The 23,120-nt window shown below is 52.6% G+C and carries 24 protein-coding genes; 18 read left to right on the top strand and 6 right to left on the bottom strand.

Annotation, left to right across the window (positions count from 1 at the left end):
* Genes Q9L42_RS02475 through gspD form a run of 10 tightly spaced genes read left to right on the top strand, consistent with a single transcriptional unit; the run spans position 1 to position 8,478 of the window.
* Positions 1–1,218, top strand: coding sequence for a type II secretion system F family protein (locus Q9L42_RS02475; protein ID WP_349431828.1), 1,218 nt, complete (start codon positions 1–3; stop codon positions 1,216–1,218).
* A gap of 14 nt (positions 1,219–1,232) precedes the next feature.
* A complete protein-coding gene (gene gspG, locus Q9L42_RS02470) occupies positions 1,233–1,658 on the top strand; it encodes a type II secretion system major pseudopilin GspG (RefSeq protein ID WP_305910311.1) in 426 nt (141 codons plus the stop codon).
* Position 1,659: 1 nt separating this feature from the next.
* On the top strand, positions 1,660–2,112 hold the full coding sequence (locus Q9L42_RS02465) for a GspH/FimT family pseudopilin (RefSeq protein WP_349431827.1): 453 nt from the start codon (positions 1,660–1,662) through the stop codon (positions 2,110–2,112).
* 48 nt (positions 2,113–2,160) lie between these two features.
* Entirely contained in the window at positions 2,161–2,550 is a 390-nt protein-coding gene (locus tag Q9L42_RS02460; protein ID WP_305910011.1) for a type IV pilus modification PilV family protein, read from the top strand.
* Positions 2,547–3,173 (top strand): prepilin-type N-terminal cleavage/methylation domain-containing protein, encoded by a 627-nt coding sequence (locus Q9L42_RS02455; protein WP_305910012.1) that lies wholly within the window; start codon positions 2,547–2,549, stop codon positions 3,171–3,173. The genes Q9L42_RS02460 and Q9L42_RS02455 overlap by 4 nt, the downstream gene beginning before the upstream one ends.
* Positions 3,170–4,129: a general secretion pathway protein GspK gene (locus tag Q9L42_RS02450; RefSeq protein ID WP_305910013.1), complete on the top strand. Its 960-nt coding sequence runs from the start codon at positions 3,170–3,172 to the stop codon at positions 4,127–4,129. Before Q9L42_RS02455 ends, Q9L42_RS02450 begins: the two co-directional genes overlap by 4 nt.
* Complete coding sequence (locus Q9L42_RS02445) at positions 4,107–5,213, top strand: PilN domain-containing protein (RefSeq protein ID WP_305910014.1); 1,107 nt, start codon at positions 4,107–4,109, stop codon at positions 5,211–5,213. Before Q9L42_RS02450 ends, Q9L42_RS02445 begins: the two co-directional genes overlap by 23 nt.
* Positions 5,203–5,784, top strand: a complete 582-nt coding sequence (gspM, locus tag Q9L42_RS02440; protein WP_305910015.1) for a type II secretion system protein GspM — start codon at positions 5,203–5,205, stop codon at positions 5,782–5,784. The genes Q9L42_RS02445 and gspM overlap by 11 nt, the downstream gene beginning before the upstream one ends.
* A complete protein-coding gene (locus Q9L42_RS02435) occupies positions 5,781–6,314 on the top strand; it encodes a type II secretion system protein N (protein WP_305910016.1) in 534 nt (177 codons plus the stop codon). The genes gspM and Q9L42_RS02435 overlap by 4 nt, the downstream gene beginning before the upstream one ends.
* A 25-nt stretch (positions 6,315–6,339) precedes the next feature.
* Positions 6,340–8,478 (top strand): type II secretion system secretin GspD, encoded by a 2,139-nt coding sequence (gspD, locus tag Q9L42_RS02430; protein ID WP_349431826.1) that lies wholly within the window; start codon positions 6,340–6,342, stop codon positions 8,476–8,478.
* A 49-nt stretch (positions 8,479–8,527) separates the two neighbouring features.
* Here the strand turns inward: gspD and rpiA are convergent, their stop codons facing one another.
* Entirely contained in the window at positions 8,528–9,181 is a 654-nt protein-coding gene (gene rpiA, locus Q9L42_RS02425; RefSeq protein ID WP_305910021.1) for a ribose-5-phosphate isomerase RpiA, read from the bottom strand.
* Between the two features lie 527 nt (positions 9,182–9,708).
* On the opposite strand from rpiA, the gene ilvA reads away from it, so the two are divergent.
* Both ilvA and Q9L42_RS02415 read left to right on the top strand, forming a co-directional pair.
* Positions 9,709–11,241 (top strand): threonine ammonia-lyase, biosynthetic, encoded by a 1,533-nt coding sequence (gene ilvA, locus Q9L42_RS02420; protein ID WP_305910022.1) that lies wholly within the window; start codon positions 9,709–9,711, stop codon positions 11,239–11,241.
* Positions 11,242–12,048: 807 nt separating this feature from the next.
* Positions 12,049–12,621: a PhnA domain-containing protein gene (locus tag Q9L42_RS02415; protein WP_305910024.1), complete on the top strand. Its 573-nt coding sequence runs from the start codon at positions 12,049–12,051 to the stop codon at positions 12,619–12,621.
* Between the two features lie 49 nt (positions 12,622–12,670).
* Here the strand turns inward: Q9L42_RS02415 and Q9L42_RS02410 are convergent, their stop codons facing one another.
* The 5 genes from Q9L42_RS02410 to Q9L42_RS02390 all read right to left on the bottom strand — a co-directional run bounded on the left by Q9L42_RS02410 (position 12,671) and on the right by Q9L42_RS02390 (position 17,512).
* Positions 12,671–13,576 (bottom strand): cation diffusion facilitator family transporter, encoded by a 906-nt coding sequence (locus Q9L42_RS02410; RefSeq protein WP_305910025.1) that lies wholly within the window; start codon positions 13,574–13,576, stop codon positions 12,671–12,673.
* 17 nt (positions 13,577–13,593) lie between these two features.
* On the bottom strand, positions 13,594–13,995 hold the full coding sequence (locus tag Q9L42_RS02405) for a hypothetical protein (protein ID WP_305910026.1): 402 nt from the start codon (positions 13,993–13,995) through the stop codon (positions 13,594–13,596).
* A 17-nt stretch (positions 13,996–14,012) separates the two neighbouring features.
* A complete protein-coding gene (locus tag Q9L42_RS02400) occupies positions 14,013–14,471 on the bottom strand; it encodes an EVE domain-containing protein (RefSeq protein ID WP_305910027.1) in 459 nt (152 codons plus the stop codon).
* Positions 14,472–14,549: 78 nt separating this feature from the next.
* A complete protein-coding gene (locus Q9L42_RS02395) occupies positions 14,550–15,890 on the bottom strand; it encodes a sigma-54-dependent transcriptional regulator (protein ID WP_349431825.1) in 1,341 nt (446 codons plus the stop codon).
* A complete protein-coding gene (locus Q9L42_RS02390) occupies positions 15,887–17,512 on the bottom strand; it encodes a sensor histidine kinase (RefSeq protein WP_305910028.1) in 1,626 nt (541 codons plus the stop codon). The genes Q9L42_RS02395 and Q9L42_RS02390 overlap by 4 nt, the downstream gene beginning before the upstream one ends.
* Before the next feature lie 96 nt (positions 17,513–17,608).
* Here Q9L42_RS02390 and sucC point away from each other — a divergent pair, with 96 nt between their 5' ends.
* The 6 genes from sucC (at position 17,609) to Q9L42_RS02360 (ending at position 23,120) form a co-directional block, all read left to right on the top strand.
* The gene (sucC, locus tag Q9L42_RS02385; protein ID WP_305910029.1) at positions 17,609–18,778 is read left to right on the top strand and encodes an ADP-forming succinate--CoA ligase subunit beta; all 1,170 of its coding nucleotides are present in this window, start codon (positions 17,609–17,611) and stop codon (positions 18,776–18,778) included.
* Positions 18,775–19,641 carry a succinate--CoA ligase subunit alpha gene (sucD, locus tag Q9L42_RS02380; protein ID WP_305910030.1) on the top strand — a complete coding sequence of 289 codons (867 nt, stop codon included), beginning with the start codon at positions 18,775–18,777 and terminating at the stop codon, positions 19,639–19,641. The genes sucC and sucD overlap by 4 nt, the downstream gene beginning before the upstream one ends.
* A gap of 354 nt (positions 19,642–19,995) precedes the next feature.
* Positions 19,996–21,618 (top strand): NAD+ synthase, encoded by a 1,623-nt coding sequence (locus Q9L42_RS02375; protein ID WP_349431824.1) that lies wholly within the window; start codon positions 19,996–19,998, stop codon positions 21,616–21,618.
* 19 nt (positions 21,619–21,637) lie between these two features.
* On the top strand, positions 21,638–21,913 hold the full coding sequence (locus Q9L42_RS02370; protein ID WP_305910031.1) for a SemiSWEET transporter: 276 nt from the start codon (positions 21,638–21,640) through the stop codon (positions 21,911–21,913).
* A gap of 176 nt (positions 21,914–22,089) precedes the next feature.
* On the top strand, positions 22,090–22,884 hold the full coding sequence (locus Q9L42_RS02365) for a UDP-2,3-diacylglucosamine diphosphatase (RefSeq protein WP_305910032.1): 795 nt from the start codon (positions 22,090–22,092) through the stop codon (positions 22,882–22,884).
* Positions 22,885–22,886: 2 nt separating this feature from the next.
* Entirely contained in the window at positions 22,887–23,120 is a 234-nt protein-coding gene (locus Q9L42_RS02360; RefSeq protein WP_305910033.1) for a hypothetical protein, read from the top strand.

Genomic DNA, 23,120 nt, shown 5'->3' with positions numbered 1-23,120 from the left:
ATGCCGTTGTTTTCCTATAAGGTCGTTAACAGTCAGGGCGATACCGAGGAAGGCGTCAGAAACGCCAGCGATCAGCAGAGTCTACTGACGGAGCTGCAGGATCAAGGGCTGATTCCGATTCGCATCGAGCCGGCTCGGGATAAAACTTTTCTTGGCATCAGTTTGAGGCAGGCTGCGCCGCGTCTATCGCACAAGGAAATTGCGATGTTCACCGGCGAACTGGCGACCTTATTGGAGTCCGGCCTACCGCTGGACCGCTCTTTACAGATACTGGCTGAGTTGGCGGAAGAAAATGAAAAACTGAGCAAACTGATTTCCCATGTATTGGAGAAAGTCAAAGGCGGGTCCTCTCTGGCCGACGCCTTGGAGGCGCAGGCCGGGATATTTTCGCGTTTTTATCTGAATATGATCCGCGCCGGCGAGATGGGGGGCAATCTGGGCGATGTGCTGGTGCGATTGGCGGAATATCTGGAGCGAGCCCGGGAATTGAAGGATACCGTGGTTACGGCGTTGATTTATCCGGCCATCTTGCTGATTATGTCGCTGGCTTCGTTATTCGTCATGCTGACTTTTGTCGTGCCGCAGTTCACCGAGATGTTCGCCAGTGCGGGTCAGGCTTTGCCGCTGCCGACACAAATTGTCGTGGCGCTGGCCGAGGGATTACAGTCTTATTGGTGGGTGTTGCTGCTGATCGTCATTGCCGGCAGCAGCTACATGAAGGCGCAACTGGCCGATCCGGCCAGAAAAAAAATCTGGGATGCCCGTTTCCTATCGATGCCGTTGTTTGGCAACATTATATTGAGCATGGAAATCGCGAACCTCACTCGCACGCTGGGAACCTTGTTGGGTAATGGCGTTTCCATTTTGAAGGCCCTGGGTAGCGCCCGGGAAACGGTTTCCAATTCCGTGCTTGCCGATTTGCTGGAGCAAGCCGAACAGCGTCTGAAGGAAGGCGCCAATATGTCGGAAGCCTTGTTGCATAGCGAACGTTTTCCCAAACTGGCCGTGCAAATGATTAAGATGGGCGAGGAAACCGGAAGGCTGGAAGATATGCTGCTGCGGGTCGCCTCCATTTATGACAAGCAATTGCGTACGGCGATTCAGCGTATGCTGGCGTTGCTGGAGCCGGCGCTGATCATCACGCTGGGATTGATGATCGCCGGGATTATCGTGTCGATATTATTGGCTATTTTAAGTGTTAACGATTTGGCTTTTTAAAGGAGTGTTCATTGATGAATTTGACGTACAAGCGTAGACAAGGTTTTACCTTGTTGGAATTATTGGTCGTGCTGGGCATTATCGCCTTGCTGGCCGGCATCGTCGGCCCGCAAGTGATGAAGCACATGGGCGCGTCAAAAACCAAGGCCGCCAGAGTGCAAGTCGAAGACTTATCGACGGCCTTGGATATGTACAAACTCGATGTCGGCCGTTATCCGAGTTCCGAGCAGGGCCTAACGGCGCTGGTGGAAAAACCGGCCGACAGCAAACGCTGGAACGGCCCTTATCTGCGCAAAAATAAGGTGCCTCAGGATCCTTGGTTAGAGGATTATCATTATGTATCGCCCGGCGAGCATGGCGCATTCGATTTATATAGCTACGGCGCCGACGGCAAGGAAGGCGGCGAGGGGGAAGATCAGGATATCAACAGCTGGGAATAACATGACGGCCGAGCGCTCCCGAGGCTTTACCTTGATCGAGCTGACGGTCGTGTTGCTGATCGTCGTGCTCGGTTATGCGGCGATCGGGATCAATATCGGCGCCGGCAATCAAGCTTCGCAACTGCAAGCCGCCGTCCGCGACTTGATGTCGGCGTTGCGCTATGCCCGCGGTCAGGCATTGATTTCCCATCGGGAAGTGGCGGTCGCAGTCAATTTGGCCGAAAACAGCTACCAAATCAGCAATCGCGATAAGGTTTATCAGTTGCCTGATGACATCGAATTGACCCTGGTGATCGCACAGGACGAGTTCAAGGACGAGGAAATCGGTCAGATCCGCTTTTATCCCGACGGTTCTTCCAGCGGCGGCCGCATCACGATGGATTGGGGGGAATTGTCACAGAGGATCGATATCAATTGGTTGAGCGGCAAAATCGACCCCATGGATAGTGATTAAGGCGCCGGCACGTGGAAGCGGTTTGCATATGACCATAGCGTGTAAACGATGACGACAATAGCTCGTAACAAAGGCTTTTCTCTGTTGGAGATTTTGGTGGCCTTCTCGGTGATGGCGATTTCTCTAGGCATTTTGCTGAATATTTTTTCCACCGGCGTTCATACCGCCGTGATCGCCGAAGAATATACCGTGGCGACTCAGATCGCCGAGTCGTTGATGGCTAGAACGGGTGTCGAAACACCGTTGGTCGTTGGGGAAACTTCCGGTAGCGAAGCGGAAAAATATCATTGGCGCGTCAGTATTGCCGAAATCCCAGGCTTGCAGCAGGCGGAATCATCCGCGGCGGCGTTGATGGAGGTGAATGTCATCGTGCAATGGGATGATCAAGCTGCCCGCCGGGTCGAGTTGCACAGCGTTAAAACAGGGACGGCGCTGTGACGGTTCGTCCACCGAAAGCGGTTGGCTTTACCCTGATCGAGGTGATGCTGGCGATGACGCTGCTGAGCATCATGGTCGTGCTGCTATTCAGCAGTTTGCGGATTGGCGCGGAAAGCTGGAACGCCGGGGAAAGTAAGATTGCCAGCGTCAATGAGAAAGCAGTGGTTTATCAGTTTTTTAAACGTCATCTGCCGGGTATTCGACCGCTATGGGATGATTTCTCGGAACAAGAACCGAGCTTTTCTTTTCAGGGGAGGCGGGAGCGGATGCAATTCGTGTCGGTTTTACCGGTCAGCGCCGCTCATAAAGGTCTGCAGTTATTCGAGATCGGCATCGATCCTCGAGACAGAGACGTGATCATGGTCAAGTTGAAACCATTTTATCCGACCGAGGAAGACGCCCAATGGCGACAAGAGGAGGTCGTTTTGCTGGAGCATGTCAGAGAGTTTGAGCTGTCCTATTATAGCCAGGATTTGGGCAATGGCATTTGGCTGGACAGCTGGCAGGACAAAGAAAGTTTGCCGGCGCTGATCAAGATAAAGATTACGCTGGACGATCAAAGTTACTGGCCGGAGATGACCTTTGCTCTCAGGTTGGCTGGCGCAGCAGGAGATAAGCTTTGAGGAAACAGGGCGGGCTGGCCTTGGTGATCGTGATCTGGGTGCTGAGCCTGCTGATGATCATGGCCGGAAGTTTCGCTTTGACCATGCGCAGGGAAACGACGGTGATCAGCGCCGTTAAAGATCAAGCGGAACTGTTGGCGGCAGCCGAAACCGGGCTTGCGGTTGCCGAACAGATGTTAACGCTGGCTGATGAAAACAGCCGTTGGCGCGCCGATGGAAGCATTTATCAAATTTCTTATCGGGATGCCGAGATTCGCGTTCGGGTATTGTCTGAACAAGGTAAAATCGACATCAACGCAGCCAACGAAGAGCTGCTGAGACTGTTGATGCAGTCCATGCCGTTAAGTTTTGCTGAGCAGCAGGCCTTGGTCAGTGCGATCATCGACTGGCGGGATGATGACGACCTGGTTTACATCAACGGTGCGGAAAAGCAGGAATATCAGGAGGCGGGGTTAAGCTATGGTCCGGCCAATAAAGCATTTCAACTGCTCGATGAGCTGCAGTTGGTATTAGGTATGCGTAACGAGATTTATCAGCAATTGCAGCCCCTTGTCACCCTCTATTCGGGACAGGCGCAGGTGAATTTGCAATTGGCGTCGAGAGAAGTGTTGCAGATTGTCGCCAACCTCGGTCAGGCCGAGCTGGAGGCTTATCTGCAGCAGCGCATAGACAATGCCCGCCTACTGTTGCCGCCTCCGCCATTTCCGCAGAGCGATGGCGGTGAAACTCTGCGTGCTGCCGGAAATAATGGCGTCTATACCGTTATTTCACAAGCCCGTATTGCGGGGGACGACCAGGCCGGCATTAAAACCGTCATAACAACGGCTGGCGCCGGTCAGACCTCTTCCTTTCAAATACTGGAATGGCGGCAAACATACCAGGAAGCTTCATTGTTCAGCGATGACATGGAGCCATTATTAGTGACCGTACAAGATGAATCTGGACAGCAATATTGAGTTTGATATAAAGCGATTTTTTCGCTGGTGGGGCCGTGAGTTGGCTATGCTGATGTCGGAAAAACTAAGGCATTGGTTGAGCGACCAGTCCGGATATGTGTTTTTGTCGGTAGAGGATGACACTTTACGGCTCAGCGCCTTGGTCGAAGGTGAAAGGCGAGCGATAGCCGCTGTGCCGTTAAACGATCAAACGACGGCAAAGTATTCGCAACTGAAGGCGGATAATCCCGATCTGGAGAAGGCGCGCTGCATTCTTCGGCTCAATGCCCGACAGGCCATCGGCAGAATATTGTTTTTACCGGCGGCGGCGCAAGAAAACCTGAATCAGGTATTGGTCTTTGAAATGGACAGGTACACGCCATTCACCGCGGAACAAGTTTATTTTGCGGCTAAACTGTTAGGCGCGGAAGAAAACGGTCAAATCCGCGTGTTGTTGGTGGCCACACCCAAGGCTCGGCTTGATAGTCTGTATCATGAATTGACTAATGCCGGCATACATCCGTCCGTAGCGGATTTTGCCGAAGCGCCCAATGATTTTGAACAGGACTGGGAACCTTACAATTTATTACCGCCACAGTTCAGGCCGACCAGCAATAGACTGACCCAGTCGCTGACCTGGACGAGCGCGGCCATTGCCTTGCTGTTGATGATAGCCGTATTGGTTTTTCCTGTTTGGCATGAAGGCCGAATTGTCGCTGACTTGAGGCGGCAAATAAAGCAGTTGGAAAAAGATACCCATATCGTTCAGGCCCGGCAACAGGAAATCGATGGTATCGTCAATGAAACCGAGCGGCTGATCAATATCAAAAACAGCACACCGTCATTGGCTGAATTAATCAATACCCTGAGTCTGTTAATGCCAGACGATACCTGGCTGACGCATTTGCAATATAATAATGACAAGTTGCAGATTCAGGGGCAATCGCCGGCTGCCTCGGCCCTGATCGGGGTATTGGAGGCCTCGCCGCTGTTTAAGAATGCGCGTTTCGTTTCGCCGCTGACCCAGGACAGGCGTACCGGTCTGGAGCGTTTTCAAATCAGCGCCGAAGTGCAGGCAGCGGAGGAATCAGGCGATGTTGAGTGAGATATCCTATCAGCGTTGGATGGCGATCGGTTTATTGCTGTGCGTGGTCATGCTGGTGATATTTGCCGCGATCGTGCCATTGGTGTCAACCGGGCTCGCTTATCATGAAGAAAAGCAGGAGTTGGCTTTCAGATTGCAGCGCTATCGACAGATCGCCGCCAGGAAGGACGATGTCGCGGAATCGATAAAACGAATTAAACAGCAATATCAGGCACAAGGCTATTTCAGTAATCGTGATACGGTGGCGTTGGCCTCGGCCGATCTGCAAAAGTTCATCAAATCGGCGATAGCTCAGGCGGGAGGAGAGCTGACCAGTACTCAGGTGTTGCCCAGCAGTCATCAGGACGGCTTACTCCGCATCAGCGTCAAGGTCAGAATGTCCGGCGACATCGAAGTGTTGCGCAATGTGCTGTACGAGATCGAATCATCGGTTCCGGTTGTGATTATCGATCAGATAGACGTGCGGCCGGTGCGGGGGCGGCGTAACCGCAAAACCCGAAGGATAGAGCCCAGCAACCGGTTGAATGTTAATTTTCAAGCCGTCAGCTTCATGAGGGCGGAACCATCATGAGTCATAATCTAATCAAGTTGCTGCTGTCTTTATGCCTGTTATTATTGGTGATTTTATTGCTTGAATGGTTGTTTATCGGTTCCCCTGATTATTCGCAGCCGCTGGACTCACAGAACGGCAAAGCAGATGGATTAGAGGTGAACTTGCCGGCCATAAAGTTTTCGGCGGCATCGCCGGACAGTTATACGGATATGGTGGAAAGACCGTTGTTTATCGAAGGCCGTCGGCCAGTGATTGAAGATGAAGAGGACGATGCTTCCCAGCAGGTCGATAAAATTGAAGACTTGGTTCTGGTGGGGATTTATACCGTCGAATCCGAGATGACGGCGTTGTTCAGTAAGCAGGGCAGGGATGAAACCTATCTGAAAAAATCACGGGGAGACGATATTTCCGGCTGGTTATTGCAGGAAATCCAGGCCGATCGCGTCATACTCGAGCGGGAAGGCAAGCGGCAAACGCTGATGTTAAGAAAGCCGAAACCAGAGTCGGCAAGCAAGAGAATGCCTAGAACGCCCCGTCCCAAACAATAGAATTTAAATCCTGAGAAACCTAAAGATGAGTAAAAAACAAAAACTGCCTTACCTTTTAGCGCTGCTCTTGGCGACCTCCGGCTGCGAATTGATAAGTCCCCAACAACGGGACAAGCTGTCGTTGGGAGCGATCGGAGAGAGTGAAGATGTTGAGCAGCCAGAAATCATCTATCAGGAACTGAGCAATCTAGACAACCAGAAGAAGGCGGGCGAGCAGGCCCAAATAGAGCTTTATCCGGGAACCGGACGTTTTGTGTCATCGAAACCGCTAGCGGGTAAAGCGGCAGCAAAACCGGAAAAGGGCGAATATAGCCTTAATTTTGACGATGCCGCCTTGGGAGAGGTCACCAAGGTGATCTTGAGCGATATTCTCGGTGAAAATTATCTATTGAGCCCCAAGGTCACTGGCAAGGTGACTTTGCAAACCACCCGACCGCTAAGTAGGGCCGAATTGCTGCCAACCCTGGAAATGCTGCTGCAGATCAATAATGCAGCCTTGACTTATCAAGAAGGTCTTTATCAGATCAAGCCGGCGGCTGAAATTTTGCTCAGCAGTCCGTTCGCCGGCTATGGCGCAGGGGGGGAACTGTCGCCGGGAAATCAGCTTAGGGTGGTGCCGGTCAAAAATGTCGCTGTCGAGGATTTAGCGGAAATCATCAAGCCGGTCATGCAGGAAAAATCCATCTTACATATCGATAGCGACCGTAATCTTATGATGATCGCCGGCTCGGACGGGGAACTGGCTCGGGCGATGGAAATGGTCAATGCCTTCGATGTCGACATGATGAAGGGTCGGTCATTTGGTTTGTTTCCGTTGCGCAACGTGCAGGCCTCGACCATGATCCAAGAGTTGGAGCAATTGTTCAACAGCAAGGGGGGAGAGGGCGATAGTCGTTTGATTCGCTTCATGGAAATCGAACGTCTCAATGCCATCCTGGCGATTACCCACCAGCCTAAATTTTTGACACAAATAGAGAGCTGGGTGTTAAGGTTGGACAAGGCCAATACTTCGGCCGGAGGCGGGGTGATCGTGTACCGGGCGCAACATGTCGATGCGGTGGAATTGGCCGCCACGCTCAATGAAATATTCATGCAGGGCGCGGGAAGCAGTCGGCCTGCATCGGTGGCGGCCGGTCGTCAATCGATAGAAATCAGCAATAAACCGCAAACGGATAGTAAAACGCCTGTCGCCAGCGCGTATCGAAGTCAGGCTTCATTGGATAATATCGGCGATGTCAAAATTATCCCCGATGAAGTCAATAATGCCTTGGTGATTGTTGCGACCGCGCAAGAATATGCGGTGATTCAGCGAGTGATCAAACAGCTCGATGTAATGCCGTTGCAGGTATTGATCGATGCGACGATCGTCGATGTGACGTTAAGAAATGATCTAAAGTACGGGATACAGTGGTTCTTCAGCCATGACAATGGCGGCGCGAACAATATCACCGGGGGGGGCGAGTTATTTAACGACATCGCTTCTTTGGGGGCCGCCGCGGTGACCGGTGGTTTCGGTTATTCCTTCATCAGTAAATCGGCCGATATCAGAGCGGTATTGAGCGCAGAAGCTTCGAATGACAATATCAATGTCATTTCGTCGCCGTCGTTGATGGTCTTGAATAATCAGGAGGCTTCGATCCAAGTCGGTGACGAGGTCTCGTTACGGACTTCGCAAAACACCCCGCTGACCAGTGGCATTGGCGAGGATAATACTCTCGTGCAAACCAGTCAATTGCAGCAGCGCAAGACCGGGGTCAAGCTGAAGATTAAGCCCAGAGTCAACGCCAGCGGCCTGGTAATCATGGAAATTGAACAAAGCGTCGAAGATTTTGCCGGTGGCGTCACGAATGGCAACCCTGACATTCTGACCCGTGAGATCGCCAGTTCCGTCGCGATACAGAGCGGCGAAACCATCGTGTTAGGCGGTTTGATCAAAGAGAACAATAACAATAGAAAAACCGGTGTGCCGTTTTTGCATGAACTGCCGTTAATCGGGCCGTTATTCGGCAGCAAAAGTTATAATAAAGACAAAACGGAATTGGTCGTGTTGATTACGCCTCGCGTGGTCAGGAGCAAGCAGAACGCCCGCTTGGTGACCGACGAATTCAAGCGCAAGTTAACCGGCATTTACGAGGAGCCGGCCGAAACGAGAGAAGAGTTATAAGAATTTGAAAACAGGAACGGCGAGCAGCCGTTCCTGCAATAGCGTTACATTACATCGTTTCGACTTTATCGCCTTTGCCGATCAGCACGATGTCGGCGTCTCTGTGCGCGAACAGGCCGTTGGTGACGACGCCGGTAATATCATTGATGAGGCGTTCCATTTCCATCGGATTGGTGATTTCCATGTTATGGACGTCCAGAATTTCGTTGCCGTTATCGGTATAATAGTCTTCGCGCCAGACGGGTTGGCCGCCTAGTTTGACCATTTCCCGGGCTACATAGCTGCGCGCCATCGGAATCACTTCCACCGGCAACGGGAATTTGCCGAGCACATCGACGCATTTTGATTCATCGACGATACAAACGAATTTTTTACTGGCCGCGGCGATGATTTTTTCACGGGTCAAGGCGCCGCCGCCGCCTTTGATCAATTTTTTGCGCGGATCGACTTCGTCGGCGCCATCGACATAGACTTCGATGTCGCCGGCGCTGTTCAATTCCAGCACCGGAATGCCGATGTTTTTCAATCGTTCGGTGGTCGCTTCCGAACTGGACACAGCGCCTTCGATATCATTTTTATAGTCGGCCAGCATTTCGATAAAGAAATTAACGGTAGATCCGGTTCCCACGCCGACGATCGGCACTCCTTTGATATATTCGATGGCGGCCGCGGCAACTTGTTTTTTTAATTCATCTTGAGTCATTTTTTATCCTAATGATTGCGTTACATATGTTGTCGATGTGATAAAACAGACGGACCTCGAGAAAGCGTCTCGGTCACGGTAAGGAATATGCACAAAATAACTTCCCTAAACAGTAGGCTTTGTGGAGGTTCGGTAACTCGCTTGTCAGGACGCCGTTCACCCAGCGCCTAAATAAACGAAGATGATTTATCGCAGCCATTATCCTATGGAATTTAGGTGCTGGGTGGCAGCTAACAGCTCCTGCTTACCGCGGCACTTGCACATCCTTGTGCGGCGGCCGCTTCCGATTTCCTATCTCACGCGGCACTTGCACATCCTTGTGCGGCGTAGGCTTGACGGCGGCTATTCCTGCCGTCGACACCTGTCAATCGAGTCACCGATTCCTCTTCCGACATTTGGAAAAGTTATTTCATACTCGTTCCTAAATAGGCAAACCCTTGCGCTATTGATCAGGCCCTCTCACTTGGTAATCGTAGATTGTATGGGATAATACCGTATAAAGACCAATTTTTCAGCTGTTTAAGATAATGATACAAAAATACATAGAAAAAATATTAAGAGCCAAGGTATATGATGTGGCGGTGGAAAGTCCGTTGGATTTTGCGCCTTTACTGTCGGAGCGGTTGGCGAATCAGGTTTATCTGAAACGGGAGGATTTACAACCGGTCTTTTCTTTTAAATTACGCGGCGCTTATAACAAAATAGCCTCGCTGAGCGACCAGGAAAGAGCCAACGGCGTGATCGCCGCTTCAGCCGGCAACCATGCCCAGGGGGTGGCGTTGGCGGCGAAAAAACTGGGCATCAAGGCCTTGATCGTGATGCCCAGGACCACGCCGGAAATCAAGGTGAATTCGGTCAAGGCTCGCGGCGCCAAAGCCGTCTTGCACGGCGATTCCTTTGATGAGGCCTATACTTACGCCAAACAGGTGGCGAAAGAAAAAGGCATGACCTTCGTGCATCCCTATGATGACCCCGACGTGATCGCCGGGCAGGGAACCGTTGGCATGGAGATTTTGCGTCAACACAATGGCGAAATCGACGCCATTTTTGTGCCGGTCGGCGGCGGCGGATTGATCGCCGGCATTGCCGCGTATGTCAAATTCGTTCGTCCCGAAATCAAGATTATCGGCGTCGAGCCGGATGATGCCGATTGTCTGAATCGAGCGCTCAAGGCCAAGCGCCGGGTGACGATCAAGCAGGTCGGCCTGTTCGCCGACGGCGTCGCGGTCAAACAGATCGGTAAGGAACCGTTTCGCCTGGCTCATCGTCATGTCGATGAGGTCGTCGTCGTCAACACCGATGAAATCTGCGCCGCGATCAAGGACATTTTCGATGATACCCGCTCGGTCGCCGAGCCGGCCGGCGCCTTGGCCTTGGCCGGCCTGAAAAAATATGTTGAGCAGGGTGAGGTGAGTGGGCAAACGCTGGTCGCGATTGAAAGCGGCGCCAATATTAACTTCGACCGCCTGCGTTATGTCGCCGAACGCACCCAGGTCGGTGAGCATCGGGAAATCCTGTTGGCGGTCGCGATTCCGGAAGTGCCGGGCAGCTTTCTGAAATTCTGCAAGCTGCTCGGCAAGCGCAGTATCACCGAATTTAATTACCGTTATTTCGATAATAGCATGGCCCAGGTTTTTGTCGGCATCAGCAGCGGGGGCGAAGAGGACGACCGCGCCAATGTGATCGCTCAGCTGGAAGGCGAAGGGTTCAAAGTCACCGACATGACCGGCAATGAATTAGCCAAGGACCATATCCGTTATATGGTCGGCGGCCATGGGCCCTGCGAGCTGAATGAGTTGGTGTATAGTTTGCAATTTCCGGAGCGTCCCGGCGCGCTGTTGAAATTTCTGATGTCTTTGGGCAGTCGCTGGAACATCAGTTTGTTCCATTATCGTAATCACGGCGCCGCCTTCGGCAAGGTATTGATGGGGCTGCAAATGCCGAAAGGCGAACGCAAGACCTTTAAGTTGACTCTCGATGCCTTGGGCTTTACCTATCAGGAAGAAACGTCGAATCCCGCCTATCAATTATTTGTCGGCGGCAGAGAATGGAAAAAATAAAGCCTGCCTTGTCGGCCTTATCATCTTGATCAGCCCAGGGCTACCTCATTAAATGAATGAGTAGCAAAACAGAAAATTAGCAACAAATACGCCTAAAGTAAGTTAAACGTTTAGGGTGTATTAAATAGTCCGCCCCGCGCGCATTGAATGCTTTTAGCCGATCCGCTGCGCGTGATCCATCTCACGGATGTGGGTAGGGTGTGCTGACGAGAGGAAGCGCACCATTTTTGATGCGTTTTACGCTGTTCGGCACATCCGAAGGCAAAGCTACATTGGCATGCAACAGGATTCGCCGCCAGGCAATCCGCCTGGATACGCACAACGACTAATTTTGTCCCGGCGGCGGTTTTTTGGCGGCTTGCTTCGCGAAGCCGCCCTACGATGCGCTAGGGTGTGCTGACGAGAGGAAGCGCGCCGGTTTTTGATGCGTTTCACGCTGTTCGGTACATCCGAAGGCAAGTCAGTGCTTTGCGTAGGAGCGTCGCCTTTGGCGCGAGAAGAGCCATTCGGCCCGAGGGCGGGCCTCCTATGGGCAGTCGCCCTTGGCGCGAAAAGTAAGTAGTCCGCTGTCGCTATGCGATATGCAGGTCAACGAGGTCCTGAACGAATTAACCGTGACTAGAGTAAGTTAAACGTTCGGGGCGGGTTAAATAACCCGCCCGGCCCTGAGGGATGGCGCGATATTAACCAATCTGTTGATTCAGGTATTTTTTAATGAGGGAGCCCTGTTGATCAGCCTTAGAGACCGGATTCATGCGATAATAGCCGGTTTTTATACAACAAAGCCATCTGGAAAGACTCATCACTATGAACATCGAACAAACACTAATAGAACGTTGTCATTCAAAATGCGAACTATGTGGCGCCGAGTCCGCGCTGAGCGTCTATGAAGTGCCGCCGGTTAACGATGCCGATGCCGAGCAGTGCATCATGGTCTGCGAAACCTGCCGCGAACAAATTGAGCAGCCGGAGAACATGAATGTCAATCACTGGCGCTGCCTGAACGACAGCATGTGGACGCCGGTCCCCGCCGTTCAGGTCATGGCCTGGCGATTACTGAAACGCTTGGAAAGTGAAAGTTGGGCGCAGGACCTGCTCGCCATGCTCTACCTGGATGAAGAGACTCAACAATGGGCCGAAGCGACCGAGGCCGCCGCTAGCGAAACCGGCGAGCCTTGCCTGGATAGTAATGGCGCTCCGCTGGCGGCCGGCGATAGCGTCACCCTGATTAAAGACCTGGATGTTAAAGGCGCAAACTTCACCGCCAAACGCGGCACTCTGGTCAAGAACATCGCCTTAACCGACAATCCCGACCAAATCGAAGGCCGGGTCAATGGTGTTCGCATCGTGCTGTTGACTCAATTCTTGAAGAAAGCCTAAGGGCTTTTCTAGCCCAGCAAATTAGGTTTGAGCATGTCCTGGCGGCAGGTTAAATGCAACGTTCCTTATCCAGCAGACAGGGGGAGTCGTCTTTGCGCTCCAGCTGTATCGTCGAATGTTCTATGTCGAAGCGCTCGTGCAGCTGTTGTTGCAGGGTCGGCAGAAAGTTCTTTTGCAAACTATCCTCATCGATAATCAAATGAACCGATAGCGCCACTTCAGTCGTGCTCAGCGGCCAAACATGGAGGTCATGCATCTGGCAGACGTTGTCCAGGCCGGTCAAGTAGTCTTTTATCGCCGCGATATCAATGCCTTTCGGCACCGAGTCAAGGGCAAGATTCATCGAATCGCGAAGCAAGGATAAAGTGCTGATCAGGACGACGACGACAATGACCAGGCTGATGATCGGATCAATATACAGCCAACCGGTGTATAGGATGATCGCGCCGGCGATGACGACGCCGAGAGAGACGGCGGCATCGGCGGTCATATGCAGGAAGGCGGCCCTGATGTTCAGGTCATGTTTTTGACCGGAGACAAACAGCAAGGCCGTGATCGCATTGATGACGACACCGATCGCGGCGACCGCGATGACGGTCAGTCCTTCAACCGGCTGCGGGCTCAAGAGGCGATGGTAGGTCTCCCAGCCTATGCCACCCAGCGCCACCAGCAACAGAATGGCGCTAGTCAAAGCCGCCATTACGGTGGCTTTGCGAAAGCCATAGGTTCTCTTGTCTGTCGCGGCTTTCGCCCCTAATAAGCCGGCTCCCCAGGCGATTAGCAGGCTGAGCACGTCGCTGAAATTGTGGCCGGCATCGGCAATCAACGCCAACGATTTTGCCGCGAAGCCATAGCCGATTTCAATCGTGACGAATGCGATATTCAGCGTCACGCCTATGGCGAAGGCCCGGTTATAATGGCTGATATGATGGTTGTGGTGATGTTCATGTGACATGGTGAATCCCGTTGCAGTCAGCGCTTTATTTCGCGCAGTATTTCTTTGGCTAGACGTTCCATGCGATCGAGACTGATATCCGCCTTGTTGATGAAGTCCTCGTCATAATGCGCCGGATCGGACCATTGTTTGCCCTGGATTTGGCATCTTTTCGCCAGTTTGCGTATGCCGAGATCTTCCAGCGCAAAACCCAATTCGGTCCATAATAGCGTAAGATGGCTTTCCATTTTCAGGTCACGAGCGTTATTTTCGTCGATATAACGCATATAAACGGCGGTTTCGCGTGACGCGCAAATAATATCTCTCAGCGCCCTAATCGATTGTTGTTTGCGTTTGTCGCCGGCGCGATGTAAATTCGCCAACCAGGCGCGAACATGTTTGAAAATATCCCAAAGTAGTCGGGCGCTTATCGGCTCCATCGCTAATCGTGATGCCGTTATTCCAACGACAAAATAAAATCCCACTGCTGTTTTGTGACCGGCATAATCGAAAGTCGGTTACCACGTCGGACCAGCGACAGCTCAGTCAGTTCCGGTTGTTGTTTCAGTTCCTTCAGCGAGATCGTTCGCGAGAGCTTTTTGATGAACTTGACGTCCACCATCATCCAGCGAGGTTGCTTGGGGTCGCTTTTCGGATCGAAATGTTTGTCGTCGGGATCGAAGGCGGTAAAGTCGGGGTAGCCCTCTTTGACCACCTCCATGATGCCGACGATGCCGGGCACATCACAATTGGAATGATAAAAGAAAACCCGGTCTCCGATTTTCATCTCATCGCGCATCATGTTTCGGGCCTGATAATTACGCACGCCGTCCCAGTGTTCGGTTTGCGCGGGTTGCTTGATCAAATCATCGATACTGAATTCGTTAGGCTCGGATTTCATTAGCCAGTAGTTCATTTTTCTCCTCGGTTTTCAATGGTCGTCACATAGTTTTATTGCAGTTAAGTTTGCCGCCTCGGGCGGATCTCGTTGGGGCTAATCCAGTCCCAGTTTTTTCAAACGGTAGCGCAACGAGCGGAAAGTAAGGCCCAGTTGTTTAGCGGTAGCGGTTTTGTTCCAGCGGTTTTCCTCCAGGGCTGTGGTCAACGCCTGTTTTTCGATGTCTTCCAGGTATTCTTCCAATGATTGTTTGCCCGGATTGAACCCATCGACGATGGCTAGGTCGGAACCTACCGGCAGATTCAGGTCATCTTGTTCGATGACGTTGCCGTCATATAAAGCCAGTGCTCGTTCCAGAATATTTTCCAGTTCGCGTACGTTGCCGGGAAAATAATAGTTCCTTAGGGCGGTCAACGCCGACTTTGAAATCTTCGGTTGCGGCATTTCATTCGCTTTGGCCAGTTTGGTCAGCAAAAATTCGGTGATTTGCGGGATGTCGGATGACCGCGCCCGTAATGGCGGCAGGTTCAGTTCGATGACGTTGAGCCGATAATAGAGATCTTGGCGGAAATGGCCTTCCTGGACCATCTTGGCCAGATCCTTATGCGTCGCGCTGAGTAGTCTGACATTGACGGAAACTTCGTTATGCTCGCCGACCGGACGGATTTTTTTCTCCTGTATCGCGCGTAATAATTTGACTTGCAAGGACAAGGGCAGGTCGGCGACTTCGTCGAGAAACAGTGTGCCGCCATCGGCCGCCTGGAATAAGCCAGGCTTGTCCGAGACGGCGCCGGTAAAACTGCCTTTTTTATGACCGAAGAATTCGCTTTCCATCAATTCATGCGGTATCGCGCCGCAGTTGACGGCGATAAACGGATTTTCATTTTTCGGGCTCTGTCGATGAATCAGCCGAGCGACCAGCTCTTTACCCGAGCCGGATTCACCGCTGATATAAACCGGGGCCTGGCTGCGCGCGACTTTTTCGATCTTCGAACGAATCTGGCGCATCAGTTCGGACTCGCCCAACAATACATCACGCGTTCGGCGATCACGCTGTTTCTGTTGTGACGTGGACAATTGCAGCGCATTGCTGACCAACTGTCTCAGCGCGGTCAAATCGATCGGTTTGGAGAGGAAGTCGAAAGCGCCTTTCTTCATCGCCTTGACCGCAGTATCCATGCTGCCGTGAGCGGTAATTACCGCACAGGGCGTTTGGACGCCGAGGGTCTGAATATGTTCGAGCAGGTCCAGGCCGTCGCCGTCAGGCAGACGCATATCGGTCAGACACAGGTCGAAACGATTTTTCTCTAATAAACGTCTGGCGCTGTTGATATCCTCGGCGCAAATGGTTTTGATATCCATCCTATTCAGGGTGATTTCGAGCAATTCTCTGATATCGGGTTCGTCATCAACGACCAGGGTTGTCGGCATAGTCATATTTCAATGATGGCTTGGTCTGCATTGGGTAAAGACAAGGAGAAACAATTTCTATCGTCGCTAAAAGCATAGCTTAATTTTGCCTGGTTGAGTTCGGCCAGCTCTCTGGAGATATAAAGGCCAAGGCCGGTGCCGCTGCTGGAGGTGGTGAAAAACGGTTCAAACAGGTGCTTGCGGCTGCTCGCCTCGATGACGGGGCCGTTGTCGATGACCTGTATGCAAGGCCTTTCTCTATCCAATTGAGTGGCAATGGTGATGGTTTCATCGTCCTTACAGCCGTATTTCAAGGCATTCGAACATAAGTTGTGCAGAATTTGTTTTAGATGACCGGCATCCATCAATATATTCAGCGACGGATCGACAAATACGACGTTAAAGCGCTCTTTTCGATAGCCTTGTTCGGCGACCAGGTTATCGATAAATTCTGGCAGCCAGTCGTCCAGCGAGATCTTTTCTTTTTTGGAAGGCTTGCGGCGGGAAAGTTTCAAGATGTCTTCGATGATGTGGTTGACGCGTTGGCTTTGGTGCTGAATGATCTGGGTCAGTCGTTTGTCCTGCGGCGTCAGATCCGGCGCTTCCGATAACAATTGACCGGCATGGCTGATGGCGCCGAGCGGGTTGCGGATTTCATGGGCGATGCTGGCGGTCAGGCGGCCTAACGACGCTAGCTTATTCTGTTGCAAACGCTGGTTATACAAGGCGATGTCTTCGAAAATGATCATGTACAACACTTCGTGCTGTATGTTCAACTGGGTGAAGCGGGTTTGAATTTCACTGCCGCTGTTCAATTGAATAATGGCGAAATCCTGGCTGGCGTCTTGCAGCCAAAGATCTAGCGCCCATTGCAGCTGATCGGAGATGTCGTCCAGTCGGACCGGCGTGGTCGCCAAGTTGAGCAGTCTCCGCGTCGCTCCATTGCAAAGTTGTACGCGTAGCTTCGGGTCGCTGATGATAATGCCGCTTTGCAGATGTTGAATGATATAGCGATTAAGTTCTTCCAGCCTGGAAATGGTTTGTTGTCGCTCGCTGGCCAGCTGTTCGGACTGCTCGGTCCGTTGCGCCATCACATAGGAAAGAAAGGCGATGGTGAAAAACGAGGCGCCAAGCATGCCGGAATAGGTCAATGTAGAATTGTGAAAGGCATCGGTTTGCATCGCATAGATCTGCTCCGCCAACACCGACAGACTGGCTAATGCGGCAAATAACATCGCACAACGACCGCCTATCAGCAGTCCTCCTGCGGCGATGGAAATGGCGAGTAGGATGCCGAGACCGCTGCCGACGCCACCGCAGGCATGCATCAGCAGCGTGATGAAGATGATGTCGGTAAAGATGAATAGTTGCGCCTGTCTGACATAACTGCTGAGACGCCAGAAAATAAAAGGCGCGGCGATCAGCGTCACGATCAAGTAGAGCAGGCTGGCGACGATGTAAAGTTGCTGGTCGTGGGTGCCTAAAATGGAAGGACCGAAAGGGCTGAAAAATAAAATGACAAACAGATTGCTGACGATGAAGCGATAGATAAAGAAAATTTTCAGCAGTAGCCAGGCTTGGCGGACAGGAATACCGTAATTTTTAGAAAACGGACAGGGATAAATGGTATTCGCTTGGACGGGGCGCATAAAGAATCTTGTTTTATCAACGTTTAGCTAGAATAATAGCGGCAATCATAGCATTTTTAGATTACGTGGCTGAACGTAACGAACCGGAGTTGTTAAATGAATATTCATGAATATCAGGCCAAGCAGTTGTTTAGGGAGTTCGGGATTCCGGTTCCTAACGGCGGCTATGCCGAAACGGCGCCGCAGGCAGCTCAGCTCGCCGCCGAGATGGGCGGTGATGGCTGGGTCGTCAAGGCGCAGGTTCATGCCGGCGCCAGGGGCAAGGCCGGCGGCGTTCAGTTTGCCGACAGTGCGGAAGAGGTGCGACAGCAGGCGCAACGAATGTTAGGCACACGGTTGGTGACGGCGCAGACCGGCGCGGAGGGTTTGCCGGTCGAAGCGGTGATGGTTGAAGCAACGAATGCGATCAGCCGGGAGTTTTATCTCAGCCTACTGATCGACAGAGCCACCAACCGGATGATGTTCGTCGCTTCCGTCGCCGGCGGCATGGATATCGAGGCGGTGGCCCGGGAAACGCCGGAAAAAATCATCAGCACCAGTATTCATCCTGCGGCGGGGCTACAGCCTTATCAATGCCGTAAGGTTGCCAAAGCCCTCGGCATAGAGGGACAGCAGGGTAAGACGCTGGCGACGATTATGACCGGAATGTACACGCTGTTTTTGGAAAAAGACGCCAGCCAGATCGAAATCAATCCGCTAGTGGAAACGGCGGCCGGCGATATCATCGCGTTGGACGCCAAGATCAATTTTGACGACAATGCGGTGGCGGCGCATCCGGATATTTTGGCGCTTAGGGACGAAGGTCAGGAAGACGAAAAAGAATGTAAGGCCAAACAGTTCGATCTCAATTACATTACCCTGGAAGGCAATATCGGCTGCATGGTCAATGGCGCCGGTTTGGCGATGGCGACGATGGACCTGGTCAAGTTCAAGGGCGGCGCGCCGGCCAACTTTCTCGATGTCGGCGGCGGCACTAACGCCGACAAGGTGGCCGAGGCGTTCAAGCTGATCCTGTCCGACCGCCATGTCAAGGCGGTGCTGGTCAATATCTTCGGCGGCATCGTGCAGTGCGATGTCATCGCCGAGGGCATACTGGCGGCGGTCAAGGAGATCGACTTGACCGTGCCGGTCGTCATCAGATTGGAGGGCACCAATGCCGATCAGGGCATGGCCTTGCTGAACGAGTCCGGCTTGGGCCTGGTGACCGCCGAAGATTTGAATCACGCCGCGGAACAGGCGGTCGCGCTGGCGGGAGGAGTCGCATGAGCATCTTAGTCAATGAACAAACCAAATTAATCTGCCAGGGTTTTACCGGCAAACAGGGCACTTTTCATTGCCGGCAGACGCTGGAATACGGCACGCAACTGGTCGGCGGGGTGACGCCGGGGCGAGGAGGCCAGACCCATCTCGGCCTGCCGGTTTACGATACCGTTCAGGAGGCGGTGAACGACTCCGGCGCTAACGCCAGCGTGATCTATGTGCCGCCGTTATATGCGGCCGATGCGATTCTGGAAGCGGTCGACGCCGGCATCGGCTTGATCGTGTGCATCACCGAAGGCATTCCCGTGCTGCACATGCTGAGGGTCAAGGCGGCGATGGTTGGAAGCGATGCCTTGTTGGTCGGACCGAACTGTCCTGGGGTGATCACGCCCGAGCAATGTAAAATCGGCATCATGCCCGGCCATATCCATATGCCCGGTAAAATCGGCATCGTTTCCCGTTCCGGCACGCTAACCTATGAAGCGGTGCATCAGACTAGCACCCAGGGTTTGGGACAAAGCACGTGTGTCGGCATCGGCGGCGATCCGATACACGGCATGAATTTTATCGATGTGCTCAGCCGTTTTCAGGAAGATGAACAAACCGAAGGCATCATCATGGTGGGCGAAATCGGCGGCAGTGAAGAAGAAGAGGCGGCCGAGTTCATCAAAAGCAATGTCACCAAGCCGGTGGTTTCCTATATCACCGGCCGCACTGCGCCGCCTGGTAAGCGCATGGGACATGCCGGGGCCATCGTCACCGGCGGCAAGGGTACGGCCGAAGGCAAGGTGGCGGCGCTGAAGGCGGCCGGTGTCGAAGTGGTTGATTCACCGGCCGACCTGGGCCAGGCGATGATGGATTATTTGTGATCGCCTGGCCCAGGTCGGTGTGGTTGCTGATTAACATTTTTGTGTTTTTTAGCAGTAATTCTCAGTTTGAGTATTTTTGCGGGGTTTAGGGCATGGGGTGTGTCTGTCGAGGAGCGCCGTAAACCCATCCCTGGGGGCTTGACGGCAGCATCCTTGCTGCCGACATCCTCGCCAAACACACCCCATGCCCTTTTTGAACGCCAAAGTGGGAATTGCTGGCCTGTATATCAACAACTGACTCTTTTTCTGAAAAAATGATACCGTGTCGTTACTCGGGGTTTTGCTGGCTATTGCCTGAACAACCAGAAAGATCGACAATAGACTCCTTGTTTCATGAAACGAATAGATTATCGAATGTCATTAAAAATTGCGTTAGCTCAAGTCAATCTGACTGTCGGCGATATTGAGTCCAACAAGCATAAAATCATCGCTTCGGCCCGCCATGCTCGCGATAATCTGCAGGCCGATTTGGTGTTGTTTCCGGAGCTGAGCGTGACCGCCTATCCGCCGGAAGACCTGTTGTTCAGGGCCGATTTCATCCGTCATGCTAGGCAAGCGGTCGAAGAGATCGCCGCCGCGGCGCCTGACATCGATATCGTGTTGGGTTATCCCGAACAGGATGGCAAACATTTGTTCAATAGCGCGGCGGTACTGCGCGGCGGTAAGGTCCTGGCCGTTTATCGAAAAAAAGAGTTGCCCAATTATGGCGTGTTCGATGAACATCGCTATTTTACCTCGGCCGATGAGCTCTGTTTGTTTGAGACCAAGGGCCGTGCGCTGGGGATCACGATCTGCGAAGACATCTGGCAGGACGATATCATCGCCAGCAATAAACAAGCGGGCGCTGAGATCATTCTGACGCTGAACGCTTCCCCCTTCCATGCCGGCAAGATACACGAGCGAGAAGACATCGTTCGAACCCAGGCCAAGGCTTCGGCGGTTCCGCTGGTTTATGTCAATCAATATGGCGGTCAGGACGAATTGATTTTCGACGGGGCTTCTTTTGTCGTCGATCAGCAGGGAGAGGTCGTCTTTCGGGCCGCGGAATTCGAAGAACAGATCAGTGTCGTCGAATTCAATGGCAACGTGCCGCTGAAAAGTGAGTGTGCGCCGCTGTATGCGGAGATCTCCAGCGAATACAAGGCCCTGGTTTTAGGGGTTAAGGATTATGTCAGAAAGAACGGTTTTGACGGCGCATTGCTCGGTCTCTCCGGCGGCATCGATTCGGCGCTGGTGTTAGCTATCGCCGTGGATGCGCTGGGGGCCGATAATGTCGAAGCGGTGTTGATGCCGTCCCGTTATACTCAGGATATCAGCGTCGATGATGCCGTCCTGGAAGCCGAGGCGCTGGGCGTGAAGCATCACATCATTCCGATCGAACCGGCGGTAAATGCGTTTAACGAGATGCTGGCCGGCGTGTTCGCAGGTTCGGAGCGGGACACCACCGAAGAGAATATTCAGGCGCGCTCCCGTGGCGTCGTGTTGATGGCGCTGTCGAATAAGCAGGACAAGCTGTTGTTGACGACCGGCAATAAAAGCGAGCTGAGCGTCGGCTATGCCACCTTATACGGCGACATGGCCGGCGGTTTCGCGCCGATCAAGGATGTGCCGAAGTTGCTGGTTTATAAGCTAGCAAGATACCGCAACACCTTGTCGCCGGTGATACCGGAACGGGTCATCGACCGCCCGCCTTCGGCGGAGCTGGCGCCCGACCAGGTCGACGAGGACTCGCTGCCGCCTTATTCGGTGCTGGACCCGATTCTGGAAATGTATGTCGAACAGGATAAATCCGAGCGCGAGATTATCGCGGCCGGCTTTAAGCAGGAAGACGTACACCGGGCTATTTCGCTAGTCGACCGAAATGAATACAAGCGCAGGCAGGCGCCCCCCGGCATCCGCATCACACCCAAGGCCTTCGGGCGCGACCGGCGCTATCCTATTTCCTCGGGGTATCGAGGCGTCCATCGCTTTATTTAAACGCTCTCTCCGAAAATTAATGAACATCACCCCTGAGATTATCGGTTATATCGCCGCGACGTTGACCACTTCATCTTTTTTGCCGCAGGCGATCATGACCATTAGAACGCGCGACACCGAATCTTTGTCGTTGGGCATGTACAGCGCCTTCACGCTGGGAGTGTTGTTATGGCTGGTTTATGGTGTTTATGTGTCCGACAAGGCCATTATTTTCGCCAACGCCATTACCTTTCTGTTGGCCACATCGATCCTGGTATTCAAGATTTACAATACCGTGGTCAAGAAGCACGGGTAGCGGCAGCCATTCCGAATTTGGATAACAACAGGCCCTAAACACCGCTCAAATATGGGAATGGCTGGGGAAGCGTTGTCACCATGCCGTCATCTCGATGTCATGCTAATTTCATAGAACCGTTAACAGGCTGTCATAAACACTTGTTATTTTTTCACCATGAACAATTTTGGGGAAAAATGATGAAGTGTCATTATCGTAGCGTCTGGATTTCCGATACCCACCTTGGCACCAAGGGCTGCAAGGCCGAATACCTGCGCGATTTTCTCGACCATGTCGAATGCGACAACCTTTATCTGGTAGGCGATATCATCGATTTATGGAGCTGGAACGTAAAATCCGGGTTTTATTGGCCGACGCTGCACAGCGACATCGTACAGCGGGTCATCGACAAGGCCAGGCAGGGCACCCGTGTCATCTATATTCCCGGCAATCATGACGAGCAGTTCAGAAAACACGCCGGCATGTTGTTCAACGGCGTCGAAATTCAGCTTAATGCCATACATCGTTGTGCCGACGGCCGCCGTTTTTTGGTCATGCACGGCGATGAATTCGACAGCATCGTCTGCCATAATCGCAGCTTGGCCTATATCGGCGGCGAAGCCTATGAGCTGCTGCTGATGGTGAATCGCTGGTTTAACGTCATTCGCAAGTTGTTAGGCTTCAAGTATTGGTCGCTCTCGGCTTATTTGAAACACAAGGTCAAGAATATTGTGCAGTTCATGGATAACTACCAGCATGTATTGAGTCTGGAGGCGCATAAACAGCAAGTCGACGGCATCATCTGCGGACATATTCATCATGCCGATATCTGCGACATGGAATTTGGCAAAACCTACTGCAACACCGGTGATTGGGTGGAAAGCTGTACGGCGCTGGTGGAAGACGAGGCGGGGCGGCTGACGGTGATCCGTTGGTTGGAAGACGGCTATAAATTATTGGATGCCGCGGAACAGCCGGCTAAAGCGGCCTGAGCATGCTGAAAAAGTCTTTGTTGATGGCTATCGGCGCCAGCATTTTTTGCATTGGCATGATCTTGTTTCCATTGCCGCTTCCGTTAGGCTTACCGACGATGCTGGTCGGCCTGGCGATCATGTTCAAGGCCTCGGACAGCGTTAAACGCAAGGTAATTCGTTGGTCGGATAAAAATCATCATACCCGCAAAGCCTGGCAAAAAGTCAGGGATTACCGGCGACGCAAGAAGGCCTAG

It is taken from the genome of Methylomarinum sp. Ch1-1, assembly GCF_030717995.2.
Classification (GTDB): Bacteria; Pseudomonadota; Gammaproteobacteria; order Methylococcales; family Methylomonadaceae; genus Methylomarinum; species Methylomarinum roseum.
Note: the sequence above shows the minus strand (reverse complement) of the source record. Positions and strands in the feature narration are given on the sequence as shown.

Bases quoted from the DNA above. Each gene is read 5' to 3' on its own strand.
- Q9L42_RS02390 (WP_305910028.1), bottom strand. From the start codon at position 17,512: ATGCGCCCCGTCCAAGCGAATACCATTTATCCCTGTCCGTTTTCTAAA.
- rpiA (WP_305910021.1), bottom strand. From the start codon at position 9,181: ATGACTCAAGATGAATTAAAAAAACAAGTTGCCGCGGCCGCCATCGAA.
- Q9L42_RS02370 (WP_305910031.1), top strand. From the start codon at position 21,638: ATGAACATCACCCCTGAGATTATCGGTTATATCGCCGCGACGTTGACC.
- Q9L42_RS02400 (WP_305910027.1), bottom strand. From the start codon at position 14,471: ATGAACTACTGGCTAATGAAATCCGAGCCTAACGAATTCAGTATCGAT.
- sucC (WP_305910029.1), top strand. From the start codon at position 17,609: ATGAATATTCATGAATATCAGGCCAAGCAGTTGTTTAGGGAGTTCGGG.
- Q9L42_RS02415 (WP_305910024.1), top strand. From the start codon at position 12,049: ATGAACATCGAACAAACACTAATAGAACGTTGTCATTCAAAATGCGAA.
- Q9L42_RS02475 (WP_349431828.1), top strand. From the start codon at position 1: ATGCCGTTGTTTTCCTATAAGGTCGTTAACAGTCAGGGCGATACCGAG.
- Q9L42_RS02365 (WP_305910032.1), top strand. From the start codon at position 22,090: ATGATGAAGTGTCATTATCGTAGCGTCTGGATTTCCGATACCCACCTT.
- sucD (WP_305910030.1), top strand. From the start codon at position 18,775: ATGAGCATCTTAGTCAATGAACAAACCAAATTAATCTGCCAGGGTTTT.
- Q9L42_RS02395 (WP_349431825.1), bottom strand. From the start codon at position 15,890: ATGACTATGCCGACAACCCTGGTCGTTGATGACGAACCCGATATCAGA.
- Q9L42_RS02465 (WP_349431827.1), top strand. From the start codon at position 1,660: ATGACGGCCGAGCGCTCCCGAGGCTTTACCTTGATCGAGCTGACGGTC.
- gspM (WP_305910015.1), top strand. From the start codon at position 5,203: ATGTTGAGTGAGATATCCTATCAGCGTTGGATGGCGATCGGTTTATTG.
- gspG (WP_305910311.1), top strand. From the start codon at position 1,233: ATGAATTTGACGTACAAGCGTAGACAAGGTTTTACCTTGTTGGAATTA.
- ilvA (WP_305910022.1), top strand. From the start codon at position 9,709: ATGATACAAAAATACATAGAAAAAATATTAAGAGCCAAGGTATATGAT.
- Q9L42_RS02360 (WP_305910033.1), top strand. From the start codon at position 22,887: ATGCTGAAAAAGTCTTTGTTGATGGCTATCGGCGCCAGCATTTTTTGC.
- Q9L42_RS02410 (WP_305910025.1), bottom strand. From the start codon at position 13,576: ATGTCACATGAACATCACCACAACCATCATATCAGCCATTATAACCGG.
- Q9L42_RS02445 (WP_305910014.1), top strand. From the start codon at position 4,107: ATGAATCTGGACAGCAATATTGAGTTTGATATAAAGCGATTTTTTCGC.
- Q9L42_RS02460 (WP_305910011.1), top strand. From the start codon at position 2,161: ATGACGACAATAGCTCGTAACAAAGGCTTTTCTCTGTTGGAGATTTTG.
- Q9L42_RS02375 (WP_349431824.1), top strand. From the start codon at position 19,996: ATGTCATTAAAAATTGCGTTAGCTCAAGTCAATCTGACTGTCGGCGAT.
- Q9L42_RS02435 (WP_305910016.1), top strand. From the start codon at position 5,781: ATGAGTCATAATCTAATCAAGTTGCTGCTGTCTTTATGCCTGTTATTA.
- Q9L42_RS02405 (WP_305910026.1), bottom strand. From the start codon at position 13,995: ATGGAGCCGATAAGCGCCCGACTACTTTGGGATATTTTCAAACATGTT.
- gspD (WP_349431826.1), top strand. From the start codon at position 6,340: ATGAGTAAAAAACAAAAACTGCCTTACCTTTTAGCGCTGCTCTTGGCG.